Annotated in this window: 12 protein-coding genes; 5 read left to right on the plus strand and 7 right to left on the minus strand. The window is 63.9% G+C overall.

Features of this window, described 5'->3' with window-relative positions; translation table 11 throughout:
• The first annotated feature begins 4 nt into the window (after positions 1–4).
• Both ACLJPD_RS18000 and ACLJPD_RS18005 read left to right on the plus strand, forming a co-directional pair.
• On the plus strand, positions 5–331 hold the full coding sequence (locus ACLJPD_RS18000) for a hypothetical protein (protein WP_410873365.1): 327 nt from the start codon (positions 5–7) through the stop codon (positions 329–331).
• Between the two features lie 368 nt (positions 332–699).
• Positions 700–1,209, plus strand: coding sequence for a MarR family winged helix-turn-helix transcriptional regulator (locus ACLJPD_RS18005; RefSeq protein ID WP_410873367.1), 510 nt, complete (start codon positions 700–702; stop codon positions 1,207–1,209).
• Positions 1,210–1,771: 562 nt separating this feature from the next.
• Here the strand turns inward: ACLJPD_RS18005 and ACLJPD_RS18010 are convergent.
• From ACLJPD_RS18010 to ACLJPD_RS18020, 3 genes are all read right to left on the minus strand, one after another.
• Positions 1,772–2,035, minus strand: coding sequence for a hypothetical protein (locus ACLJPD_RS18010; RefSeq protein WP_410873369.1), 264 nt, complete (start codon positions 2,033–2,035; stop codon positions 1,772–1,774).
• Between the two features lie 352 nt (positions 2,036–2,387).
• Positions 2,388–4,091, minus strand: coding sequence for an SMI1/KNR4 family protein (locus tag ACLJPD_RS18015; RefSeq protein ID WP_410873370.1), 1,704 nt, complete (start codon positions 4,089–4,091; stop codon positions 2,388–2,390).
• Between the two features lie 65 nt (positions 4,092–4,156).
• Positions 4,157–4,552, minus strand: a complete 396-nt coding sequence (locus ACLJPD_RS18020; protein ID WP_410873372.1) for a hypothetical protein — start codon at positions 4,550–4,552, stop codon at positions 4,157–4,159.
• Positions 4,553–4,814: 262 nt separating this feature from the next.
• Here ACLJPD_RS18020 and ACLJPD_RS18025 point away from each other — a divergent pair, with 262 nt between their 5' ends.
• On the plus strand, positions 4,815–5,789 hold the full coding sequence (locus ACLJPD_RS18025; RefSeq protein WP_410873374.1) for an NADP-dependent oxidoreductase: 975 nt from the start codon (positions 4,815–4,817) through the stop codon (positions 5,787–5,789).
• Positions 5,790–6,800: 1,011 nt separating this feature from the next.
• On the opposite strand, the gene ACLJPD_RS18030 is transcribed toward ACLJPD_RS18025, so the two are convergent.
• The 3 genes from ACLJPD_RS18030 to ACLJPD_RS18040 form a co-directional block, all read right to left on the minus strand.
• Positions 6,801–7,283: an NUDIX domain-containing protein gene (locus ACLJPD_RS18030; RefSeq protein ID WP_410873376.1), complete on the minus strand. Its 483-nt coding sequence runs from the start codon at positions 7,281–7,283 to the stop codon at positions 6,801–6,803.
• A 182-nt stretch (positions 7,284–7,465) separates the two neighbouring features.
• Positions 7,466–7,948, minus strand: coding sequence for a hypothetical protein (locus ACLJPD_RS18035; RefSeq protein ID WP_410873378.1), 483 nt, complete (start codon positions 7,946–7,948; stop codon positions 7,466–7,468).
• Positions 7,949–8,499: 551 nt separating this feature from the next.
• Positions 8,500–9,414 carry a tyrosine-type recombinase/integrase gene (locus tag ACLJPD_RS18040; protein WP_410873380.1) on the minus strand — a complete coding sequence of 305 codons (915 nt, stop codon included), beginning with the start codon at positions 9,412–9,414 and terminating at the stop codon, positions 8,500–8,502.
• Between the two features lie 48 nt (positions 9,415–9,462).
• On the opposite strand from ACLJPD_RS18040, the gene ACLJPD_RS18045 reads away from it, so the two are divergent.
• Positions 9,463–10,083 (plus strand): hypothetical protein, encoded by a 621-nt coding sequence (locus ACLJPD_RS18045; protein WP_410873381.1) that lies wholly within the window; start codon positions 9,463–9,465, stop codon positions 10,081–10,083.
• 350 nt (positions 10,084–10,433) lie between these two features.
• Here the strand turns inward: ACLJPD_RS18045 and ACLJPD_RS18050 are convergent, their stop codons facing one another.
• Positions 10,434–10,676, minus strand: a complete 243-nt coding sequence (locus tag ACLJPD_RS18050) for a hypothetical protein (RefSeq protein ID WP_410873383.1) — start codon at positions 10,674–10,676, stop codon at positions 10,434–10,436.
• 278 nt (positions 10,677–10,954) lie between these two features.
• On the opposite strand from ACLJPD_RS18050, the gene ACLJPD_RS18055 reads away from it, so the two are divergent.
• Entirely contained in the window at positions 10,955–11,353 is a 399-nt protein-coding gene (locus ACLJPD_RS18055) for a hypothetical protein (RefSeq protein ID WP_410873385.1), read from the plus strand.
• Positions 11,354–11,717 lie beyond the last annotated feature (364 nt).

Below are 11,717 nucleotides of genomic sequence, written 5' to 3' on the forward strand. Positions count from 1 at the left end.
GAAGATGACCATTCCGACTCCGGCGAATTCGACCTTGGTCTCGGCTACCGCATCCGGGGGGACCGTGGCAGGCACCGTCGCCACATCGGGAGGAAACGTCGTGCTGACCGTGCCGGGTCCGATCGCCGGCGGCACCAGCTTCACCCCGCCTGCGGTGACCATCAACGTGACGGCAGGCGCCGCCGGAACGTCGATCACCAGTAAGTACGCGGGGACCAGCTACACCAGTCCCGGCATGACCATGACGACCAATGTCTCCTTTGTCGGCAACGTCGCGACCTCGTGCTACCCGAACCCGTCCCCGACCCTCACCACCACCACTGTCACCTGAGTCCGCGAACAGAGGCCACGGCGTGAAAACCGGTGTTCGCACCAACGCCTCTGGTGAACATCCCGGGCCGGACTGTGTCAGCAGCCCGGCCCGGGCCGGATGACAGGTGCTCATGATAGTGGTTGTCCTGCTTAGGTTTTGGCGTAAACGAGCCACCTCGACCGAATACTCCGATGCGCCGTATCGCATCGCCGCTGTGTCGTACAGTGCATGTCCGACACAGCCACGGCCGCTTCGACGACCGCAGCAGTGCCGTTTTCGTGATGCTCGACAGGAGTCCCCATGCCCGCTTCGAACACCCGGCGGCGATCCCAACCGCACCAGGGAATCCGGCTCGGCAACCGAGCACGCCCTGATCGGTGACATCGATGGGAAAGCCTGTGTGCCCGACAACAAGCGAACCCGCCCGGATCTCGGTCGAGCTCAAAAGGGCGCTGGAGTTCTACCACGGAACCGTCGAGGATCTGATCCGCGAATTGATCAGGGTGCTCGGCGTGAACGAGACCGATCGACGTGCACTGGAGATCGTCCTGCTCGAGGAAGAGAAGTCCACGACGCCGGGAAGGCTGGCCGAACGGCTCGGCCTCACCGCTGCCGGCGTCACGATCATGCTCAACCGACTGGAGAAGCAGGGCTACATCGCCCGCTCACTGCACCCGACCGATCGCCGCCGCGTGATCGTGATGGCCACCGAACTCGCGGCTCATCGCATCCAGGAACTCGTCGTACCCATGATCGTCGAGAGCTACAAGATGTTGCTGAGCTATTACGATACCGCCGAACTCGAAATAATCGCCGACTTTCTCACCCGCGCGGGCGAACTGCAACGAATTCATCGGCAACGGTTACTCGACGTGGACCCCTACTCGAAACCATGAGAATCTCGATCACTGCGCACCGGACTGCTCGCGCTTCGGTATTCGGCGGAACTGCTGGAATTCAATGTCCGACCCTCTGGCTTGTTTTCGGGTGGTGAAGGCGATGTGGTCACCGAATTCGCAGAGATGCCGTTCCCTGTGTCGCCACCGGCTCCCAGCGGTCGGCACATATCGAGGGAGAAAGCAGGAGTTGGATGCAAACCGTCGACAACAGCGAAGACCCCATGGCGGAGCCACGGAATTTCCGGTGGCGCGGTCGGCCGACCGCGGCGCCATCGCCCGCTCGGTTTCGGCGGCAGATGTCGCGCGCGGGCGTAGCGGCTGCACTGGTGACCACGGCGATCGGGATAGCGATCATGGTGCGGGCCGATTCGGGCCCGCCGATGCGAGCGGACAACGCGGAGGCGTTCTCGGGCGAAACCACCACACAGCCTGCCGGCTACAGCGCCGCCCGAAGCCGGTCCAGCGTGACGACTACCGACACGACATATGACACACCTAGTGAGATCCCCGGACCGAGCGTCGTCGCGGGCGTCGACACGGCTACCGATCCCGGGACCACTCAACCGCCCGCCGACCCCGGCCCGAGCACACCCACTGCGACGGAAACTACGACAGCCATGACGACGGATCCCTCGCCCACAACCTCGCCGGTTGCGTCGATAAGCGCGAGTTTCTCTGCCACTGTGAGTTTTTCGGTCCAGGACACGCCCAGTGTGCAGGACCCGGGTGCCGTCACGCCGACCTCGACAACCACGGTGACCCCGACGGTCACGGCGACAGCCGACCCGAGCACGGTGACGGTATCGGCTACTCCGTCAACCATCACCGTCACGGTCTACCCGACAACCACCCCAGTGCCGACCACCACGACAACGCCATCGACCAAACCCACAACGACCACGATTCCAGCGAGTTCGACCACGACATCGACGTCACCGGAGGTATCCACGACACCTCCGGCACCGACAACCACGGCGCCGCCGACCAATCCCCCGACCCCGACGAAGTCGGCCCGTCCGACTCCGTCGATCGCGCACCCACCGGCGACATCATCGAAGGTGGCGGCAGAGGATAGGCGGTCAACGCCGACGGAGTGACGTCGACCGGAGTCGTCCGTTCGAGTTAGGAGTCCGGTCCTGGGCGAGCTGTTCACTCACTGGTTCACGGGGCAGGAATCAGTCATCGGCCAGCTGCTTGCGAAACTTTCGCCGCCACTGCGGGTCCCGACGCAGGACCACGACCAAGCCCAAGGCTTCCCGAACCGGCAAGCTGAGCGCGTCGGCCAGCGCGCGGGCGGCCATGGCACGGTCCTGCCAGACAATCTGGTCGTCGTAGACGGGGCGGCTCGCCCGGGACTCGACGTGCACGCGACGTAGCCGCAGGCCCAGGGCCGAATCGTCGGTGAGACCGGGGCGTTCACCCTCGCTCAGGAGCCGCAGTGCGCAGGTGACCTCGTCGTAGGTGTCGAGTCCGGTCTCGGCTGCCAGCGACGTCATTTGCGTGGCGAGTACGCGGCGTAGGTGCTCGGGCGTCGCGGCGTCGACCAGGGTCGCGAACCGGTCAGGCACGGGTACCCGCTGGTCGCCGGCGGCGGGAAGCAGGGGCAGGATCTGCGCGCTGTCGAGTGTCCCGTTCAGGCCGGGTGGGGGCAGCGGGATGCCACAGCCGCGAACTACCGCGTCACACACCGCCAGCAGCTGTTCGCGCCGCTGCTCGGGCGTGGATTTCTGACCGAGCGGCGGCAAACCGCTGACCACGCACTGTAGGTCCGGATCCCAACGCGCCGCCCACTCGTCGTGCGCCGGCAGACCGGGGAAGACCTCGAACGGGTCGCGCGCCCCGTCAGCCACAACAGCCCATTTGGTGTCGTACCTCGTCACAAGTTCACTGTTGTCGAACAAGGACACCACGATCGAGCCGATCTCGCCCGAACAGCTCACGGACACCGCGCGGGTGCCATCGGACGCACGGCGCAGAACCTCCTCGCGCGTGCCCTCGAAACCATAGATACCTGCCGCTTCCTGGATGCCGAACGCCCAGCCGTCGTGGTTTCCCACCCGAAGGACCGGCAGCAGCACGCTGTTCCCACCCCTTGTCCTACTCCGACCCCGCGGGCGCCGGGTCTCGGGCAACGCCCCGAACCGGCGCAGGAGTTCGGCCTCGTCCAAGCCCTGCGCGAAGGTCAGACAGAACGAGTCGAATCCGCGCGGCCAGTTCTTCGTCCGCACCGCGCGGGAGATCGGCCGGCGCGGCGACGACGGGTCGGCAGCGGCGGATGCGAGGTCGAGCAGGGACCGGGGCTCGGATCTGGGCTCGGGCGTGAACTCCCACAGCAACATCCCGTCGTCGACGACCGGGACATACGAGAGCCCCACTGTCATGGCGGTTCCGCCCTCGAGGGAGTCGGCGATCTGTTCCAAGAATGCTGCGAGACTTTCCCAGTTCCCGAATCTCGTACCCGTGGACTCCACGTGCTCGCCTACCGCGCCGAACGACTCGCCTCGACGGCAGTCCACGACCAGCGCGTCCGCACTCGAGGTGCGGGTGAAGGTGATGAAATCCTGGTGCCAGTAGCCGTCAAATGGCAGGTCCTCGCCGTGCCTGCCCCACAGTTCGTGATGCATCCGGCTCGAGGAGAGGATCTCGGCAAGGGTGTAGGGCTGATGGCCGGGGAAACCAAAACCACCCTCACCGGCGGAGACTCCGTCGTGGTGCCGCAGATACGCGACCAGATCGGCGGGGAACTCCACCCCCAGCTCGGCAGCTGCGGCGCTGATCGCCTCCGGTGCGGCAGGTGGCCGCAGCGATGCGTAGGTGCGCGGCGCGTGCGCGGCGAGCCATGAGTCGATCCGTCGCAGGGATTCTTCGATGGGGGTCACGTGCATTGTCCGGTCATCAATTTCACTTGGTTGTCCCGTTGGATCGGGCGAAACCCATCGAAGTGCTAGCGGCAGCCGTGTCCTGTGAGGCATGCCTTGAATGCGAGGGACTTGATGTTCGTGTACGGCTTGTTGAAGCTCTTGCCGTCGGCGGTCTCGGTGCCTGCGGAGACAAAACTGACCCAGCGATCCGGTTCGACGCGGGCCTGGAGATAGATCTTGCCGTTGTTGGTGTACGGGTCGTGGAACTTGCCCCAGACCCGGCCGTCGTAGGCGCCCTGGCCATTGCTGACCCAATTCCAGCAGACGTTCACCGACGCCGTTTTTCCGCCCACGGTCGGCGTGCTGAAGTCCATGCACTTTTGGTTGGCGGCCATCGCTGGTGCTGCCGTAACAGTTGGTACACCTACGGCCAACGCAACCGCGGCAATCGCGGCGCCGAGGTACTTGATTCGCGTCATCGGTTTCCCCTAGCTCAGGTGTCGATCATGCTGCTGACGAAACCATATGTGCCACAACATGGTTGACTCAATCCCACAAAACTGAGGTCTGGCGCCGGAGCATTCGGGGCGAGGCGGTGAATCCTGTCCCAGCTCGGTGCGGTCAAACAAGAATGGGCCGGACGTTCCCGCCGAGGCTCCACAACGACACTTGGCTCGGCCTGCCTGCCGCTGTGACCTGCCTCTCAACCGGTTGCCCCTGACATCTATGTGAGGGGTGAGGATGGCATCAGCGCCCGGAATCACCGGGCCGGTCGTACGAGAGGCAGCAAAAATGGGGCAGGCATGGGGTTTCAGCAGGTATGGCGGGCCCGAGGTGCAGGAGTTCTTCGATCGTCCCGATCCCGTTCCCGGTCGCGGCGAGGTTTTGATCCGGGTCGACGTCGCCGGCGTGAACCCTCTCGATCACGCGCTGCGCTCGGGCCTGGTCCCCGGGCTCGACGGCGGCCGTCCGTTTCCGCTCGTGCTTGGCATGGAGGCAGCGGGAACTGTTCTCGCCCTTGGTGCGGAGGTCGACGGGCTCGAGGTGGGTGACGCAGTCTTCGGCCTCGCGCTCACCGGCGGCGGCACCTACGCCGAGACGACCGTTCTGTCCGCACCGAACACCGCGCGCATCCCGGCGGGTCTGTCCGCGACAGTGGCGGCAACGCTGCCTGTGGCCGGCACGACCGCGGTGGATGCACTCGACCAACTCGACCTCCCGGCCGGTGCCACAATCCTGGTCAACGGCGTCGGAGGTGGAGTCGGTCTCGCCGTCGCCCAGCTGGCTCTCGCACGCGAGCTGAGCGTGATCGGCACCGGGAGCATCGCCAAACGCGAGCACGCCGACGCCATCGGGGTGCGGTTCATCGACTACGCCGCTGGAGATGTCGCCGCCGCAGTGCGCGGTCTCGCTCCGGACGGCGTCGACGGAATCGTCGACCTGGTCGGAGGCACCGCGCTACGCACGGTCGCTCCGCTAGCTCGGGACCCCCGCAACGTAATCGCCGTGGGTGATGCGTCCGTACCCGATCTCGGCGGACGTTTCGTCGAACGCCGCCTCGACCGCGAGAACCTGGAGCGATCGGCCCGGCTGGCCCTCGACGGAATCCTCGCCCCTGTGATCACCGCGGTCCATCCGCTCTCCGACGCCCCAGCTGCCCTCGCTAGCGTCGAAAACGGCCACATCTCAGGCAAGGTCGTCATCAAGGTGACATGAGAAGCGCCGGTCGGCTGACGTCAAGAGCGGACCGCCCACCGGCCACACCCGCACGACAACAATTCGGTGCGAACCCTACAACCAAACCATCACGCTCATCGGGACTATCGCGCATCGGGCCGAGCCTCGGTATGACCGGCCGAACCGCGCGGGTCGCGGCATTACAGTGCGTTGGCCGCAGCATCACTGGTAGATCGAGAACGGCCACTCCACGGATTCATTGTCAGCCGCTGTCGGCCAATCCGAGCAAGGCTCGGAGTAGAGGCACCACCAGTCATAACCTGTTCCGTAGGACCATGCGCCGCCGTGCTTGTCTGCTACTCCGTGCCAGCACCAGTGGGCGGCGGTGACTTCGATCTTGCCCCAGGGAAATCGTTCACTCGGCCAAGGCCCAGGTACGCCTAGCTGAGCCACCTCGAACCCGCGCTGCTGGCGAGGATGCAACCCAAGCCGTCGCAACGCGCCACTCTGGATCTCGACCACAGTCCCAATGGGCGGCAGCGGGCCGGGACAATCCGCTGGCGGATTCCACCAGCGGAACTCGTCTTCACGCAGAGGCATCCAGTCGATGCCGCGCCGACGCAGTCAACCTGCCAGGAATCGACGCGCTGGCAACTTCAGCCGAGTTCCGTACCAGCCGACAGTGATCCAATCTCTGTCGTACGGAAATGCTGCTGGGTGTGACCGTCCGGCCGAAGTGCGTGGCCAGTACATCGTGAGCATGGACATATGCCAATCATGACCGATGAGGTCGCCAAGGCGAATACACGCGCATCGGCATGAGCAGACGGTCGACCGTGCGGGCAACTCGCCTGGAGACGCTTTCCGGCCGTGCCCCGTTCGTGCCCTGAGCCAGGGTCAAAGGGGGTAAATCCGGGTACCTCACGCGCAACCGGTAGCCCAGGTCAGACCATTTTTCCAGCCTATTCGCCTGCTTCCCAAGCAGTGAGATCTTCCGTTGGCAGATGCGGACGTTCGTGACCGCGGTATGCGGCAATACAGGATAGTCGGTCACACAACGGCAAAGCCGTCCTCGAGATAGCCGACGCCACCTCCCCGACGGACTGAGCGTGCGGCAGCCACACGGCGGGCCAGCACCGCGGGCAGTCGTTCCGAGGCCTGCGTCTCATCGCACCACGCCCAACTGCGAAGCTCCTCTGCTTGCAAGGCTATTGCCGCTGTCTGGTCTGATCCGAGCTGCCCACCGTCATACAGGAACATCACCCCGTCGCTGGGATACAAACCTGGCGGAACCCAATCCACCACCAGCAACCGGCCCATTGACACAGTCAGGCCGAGCTCCTCATCGATCTCCCGAACAACCGCCTCCAGGGGCGACTCATTGAGTTCGACGACGCCTCCTGGTACCTCCCAGTAGTCCTTGTAGGTCGGCTCGACCAGCAACACACGCTCGCGCTCATCGACGAACAACGCGCCTGCCCCCATCCGCTTACGCGGCAGTCTGGCAACATCTTCGACTCGTTCAGACTCCATGAGGCACAACACTATCCAGCTCAACGGCCATACACCGTTTCCAGGTCAGCGCGATAAGCACGTATGTGAGTGCATTCGGAAACGTGCTCATGCACTGGTCGGGATGTCGTGTAATCGGCAATACAGTGTGTCTTTGGGCCAGGCGACACGACAAGCCGCACACTCTAACGACAGTGCCGGCGTTACCCCGGCATACCGAGGGTGTGAGCGATCTCCTGGACGCGGTCCTCACCGAGCTCGACCGGATCGTAGTTGCGACGTTGCGCGTAATCACGGAATTCCTGGGGTAGGTCTACTCGGTAGGCCCGGACATAGTCCGCCCAGTCCAGACCCCACACCCACTCCCCGTCGGTCATGACACCCAGCCGGAACAACAGGCGCCCGGTCAATCGATCCGGAACGACTCCAGGGGCTGAAGCCAACGCTGTTGCCGACTCCAGATAGCCGGCCTGGAGCTCGGCCTCTGACTCGGGTAGACAGTAGGGCACTAGAGCCACCCGGACATCCGGGTCGATGAGCCATTTGGGCGGACTGATGTGCACGCCGCGCTTGGTAAGGCTGATCTGGCGTCCGGATGGTCGCGGCGTCGCGAAGACGATCCCGGCCCTGACCTCGAGCTCTTCGAGTCCCTGCCGTAGCAGCGATATTTCCGCGAGGGTCCCCACACACCCATCTGACACCAGATCCCCAGCTGCGGCTCTCAGTTCGTTGAGCGGCAACGATTCCCGTCTGCGGATTACCCGCATAATCGCGCCCACCGAGGGATTCGGGTCCGAAATCCGCAGTCCGCTCGGACCGTTGTCGGCGATGATCGCCGCGCGGACCTCCGGCGAGACACCGTCGCCACTGGCATGCCAAATATGGTCGCACCCGCGGCAAGAGCCTTCGACGGCCCACCCGAGCGTTCCACCGACAACAGACTCACTGACAACGCTCAAAGTCTCTGCACCACACCGGTCGCAGGTCTCGACCCGTTGGGCAGATTCGTAGATCATGCCTCCCCCAAAGACAGCTCAGAAATACCGCCGGTCCGCCGAATGTCCTTTGACTCGTGCGCTCGATCATCACGTCGCGCAGTAGCAACCCTGTACGCGGCGAAGGCACCAGCATAGACGGAAGGGGTAGGCGAGCTCTCGCCGAACGCCTGATCGAGCGCAAATCGGCAGTTGAGTGCGTTCGGCGGCCGACGCTGCGTCGGCTTGTACGCGATCGGTTGTCATGTACCCGAGGCCATGTAGGCGGCGAGGATGTAGTTGGCGTGCCGATCGAGGTTGTTTCGAGCGCGGTCGTAGCGCATCGTCGTGCGGGGGTCGGCGTGGCGCGCGGCGATCTGCACATCGCGTAGATCGATACCGGCATCGAGCATGGTCGTGACGAAGGTGTGACGCAGCATATGCGGATGCATGTGAGGCAGCCGGACCACCGAGACTTCGGCCAGTGCGCGTAGGCGCCGGGTGGCGCAGTGACGGTCCATGCGCCGGCCTCGCGAGTTGAGCAGAATCGGCCCGAGGTCGCGGTCGGCTATCGCGCGGTCGATACCGCGTCCGACCGCTGGTGGGAGCGGGATCAGCACGATCTTGGAGCCTTTACCGACCACGCGCAGGACTCGATGCCCGTGTTCTTCCCCGATGTCGGCGATGTCGGTGTTGCACGTTTCGAAGATCCGTAGCCCGAGTAGGCCGAGCATGACCACCAATGCGAAGTCGAACCGGTTGGCCGAGTCGCGGGCTGCGGACAACAGCGCTTCGAACTGTAGATGCGAGAGTCCGAGCGTGGGCGACTCGTTGGAGACCCGCGGCCGGCGCACGTACTCAGCAGGTGAGTGTTCCAGGACTCCGTCGATGACGCAGGTCCGATAGAACCCGGTAACTACTGCCATCCGGCGCGCGACGGTCGAGGGTTTGAACCGGCGTACTTCGCGCATCCAGCCGATGTAGCGTTCGATTTCGGCCCGGCTCATCGTGAGCGGGCTCGCCCGGTGGTCGAGGCACCAGTTGAAGTACAGGCGCAGATCCGAACTGCAGTGGATACGGGAGGTTCCAGAGAATCTGGCGAGGTAGGCGGCTGAGGCCAGCCGCAACACGAGGTCGTCACCAGCGAAAGCGACGTCGATGTCTGCTGAAGTACTCATGAATAACGATGCCCACACGCAGGCAGCGACGGCCACCCGGCAGCCGCAGTGGATGTCCATTCATCGGTCGAGCACGTGCGGAATGCGGCATTACAGGGCATTTCATTCGGCGATCTCAGCAAGACAAAACTGGTCGCTTGGCTCCGATCGCTGATCGATACTTTGTTCATGGGAAAGAAGACTGGCCAGAGCTGCGACCACACCGATCCGGCCGACCGATCCCTGCTCTCAGCGGTGGCCGACGCTGCGCTTCTGCTCGAGGAAACGATGTCGGTCACCGATCACGCCGTCAGCATCGACCTCGACCCAGTCATTGCGTTGGATGGCGAGCTCTTCATTCGCCGTACGCCGCTGCGGGACCGCATACTCCGCGTCGTAGAAGACCCGGTTCTCAACACCGTAGTGATAAAACCGGTTTCGCGTTGGCCGGAGCACTTGCGGAGCGCGGTCCGTCAGATGTCCCCACCGCAAGGGCCGTCCGCCCAGGACGGCGTGCTGGACGCACTGATTGACGATTACGCCCGCGCCGTCGAGAGCTTGCTCGGCACCATCCGATTCGCGGCCCAAGTAGAGATCCGACCGGACGGCTATTACGCCAATATCTGGGATGATTTCGTCTTGGTCTCCCGTACGCACGTGGCTCGTCTGTCCTTGAGCGCCGCCGATTGACGACTGTGTCTGGGTCGAGCCGACAGGCACCCTGGCCGTGCCCCGTTCGTGCCCCGAGTCAGGGGCAACAGGGGTACATCTCGGCACCTCACGCGCAACCACCAGACCAGGTCAGGGCGTTATTCCTGCCTATTCTCCTGCTTCCCAAGCGGATGGCGCGGGTTCGATTCCCGTCATCGGCTCAAAGACGAAACCCCCAGGTCATCCCGGGGGTTTCGTCGTTTCAATCGATCTTGGTGAAGTCCCCAGAAGCGCCACGTCGCCATTGGTCCAGACATGCGAGCGTACCGGTTGGAACGTCTCGACCGGCCGTCGTCCGTCTGCAGTAGGGGCACGGATGCACCCAGCGTTCACAGCAATCGGTAGGAGTACCGGCGCATCTGCCACTCACCTGCATACCGCTCACTTCGGCCCGAAGGGCGGACGAGCACGAGTTCGTCGTCCTCGATCCAGAATTGAGTGTCGCGTTCCGCAAACACTGGCGCGAACAGGACGAAAGCCGAGGCGCACATCCCCCGCCCGTCCGATTCAACTGCATCGATCAGTAGCGCACGCGGCGCTGTGTACCGGCCGTCCTGTTCCTCGAGTCGCACCTATTCATCCTCGCGTTTGACAGCGGACCCTGCCATCTTGCATCTCACTCCGGTACGCAGTGAGTACGCAGTGTTGCCATTCGGTCCCCATCTCGGCCAACGCTGCAACCCGGAAACCCCAGGTCAGGCCCACTGAGCCGTAACCAGCCCACCAGCACAAACGCCGGGAACGGTGTTCATCATCAATACGGTGATCAGCGGTCTGCACAGCTACGTGGTCTTGAACTGACGCTCCGGACAATGGGTTTCACGACCTCAGGGCGGGCATAGTTGGCCAGATGAACAGGCTCGGCGGGTGGACCGGAGATTTCCACGATGTGCCCTGGATCGAGGTCGCGCGCTTCTATCGGAGGATGTCTGATCGGCATCCTCACTTCCAGCACCTGACCGACATCGTGGACAGCGTCGTGCGCTCTGGCCACGATCAGGACTTGGCGGCGACGATGTCGATGCACGATCTGATCGTCACCACCCGGCCGGTGTCCGAAGCGCCGATCGAGGAAGTCGTCGTCCGAGCCCCGGGATCGCTGGTCTCTGTGGCCGATGGCACCGTGGTCGTCGAGTGCTTCTCGAATGTCCACCCTGGCCAGATCATCGGCCCGGTCGGTGAGGCGGTCCCATTGTTCTGGCAGTCCGTCGCCACAGTCTTCGGCATCATGCCGCCCTCGTCCGACTAGGTTGGTCGCCCCATGTGGCTGCTGCTGAGGCATGTCGGGCAATGTCCTCCGCAGATCACCAACAGACACGGGCTTTTCGACTCGTAATCCAGCGGGCACAGTGTCACCACGTTGTCACAAGTACCGCGGACTACCCCGGATTGCGCTGGACTGAATCAGCAGGTCACCGTACGCCGACAACACCCTTCGGACTCGTCTGGACAGTCTGGGGCTGCCTCCGGAGCAGACGCGCGCCCAGCGGCATGTGCGTGCGTTGTCGGCATGCCTCGCAACATCAAATCTAGGATTCGACAGATGAACACCGTGCTCGAATCCGCGCCCTACATGACCGAGTGCATCGAATGTGGGTCGCTGATCGAAGTAA

The organism is Nocardia sp. A7 (genome assembly GCF_046549215.1).
Classification (GTDB): Bacteria; Actinomycetota; Actinomycetes; order Mycobacteriales; family Mycobacteriaceae; genus Nocardia.

Coding starts and splice junctions, on each gene's coding strand:
- ACLJPD_RS18000 (WP_410873365.1), top strand. CDS start 5: ATGACCATTCCGACTCCGGCGAATTCGACCTTGGTCTCGGCTACCGCA.
- ACLJPD_RS18005 (WP_410873367.1), top strand. CDS start 700: ATGGGAAAGCCTGTGTGCCCGACAACAAGCGAACCCGCCCGGATCTCG.
- ACLJPD_RS18010 (WP_410873369.1), bottom strand. CDS start 2,035: ATGGTTGACGGAGTAGCCGATACCGTCACCGTGCTCGGGTCGGCTGTC.
- ACLJPD_RS18020 (WP_410873372.1), bottom strand. CDS start 4,552: ATGACGCGAATCAAGTACCTCGGCGCCGCGATTGCCGCGGTTGCGTTG.
- ACLJPD_RS18025 (WP_410873374.1), top strand. CDS start 4,815: ATGGCATCAGCGCCCGGAATCACCGGGCCGGTCGTACGAGAGGCAGCA.
- ACLJPD_RS18030 (WP_410873376.1), bottom strand. CDS start 7,283: ATGGAGTCTGAACGAGTCGAAGATGTTGCCAGACTGCCGCGTAAGCGG.
- ACLJPD_RS18040 (WP_410873380.1), bottom strand. CDS start 9,414: ATGAGTACTTCAGCAGACATCGACGTCGCTTTCGCTGGTGACGACCTC.
- ACLJPD_RS18055 (WP_410873385.1), top strand. CDS start 10,955: ATGAACAGGCTCGGCGGGTGGACCGGAGATTTCCACGATGTGCCCTGG.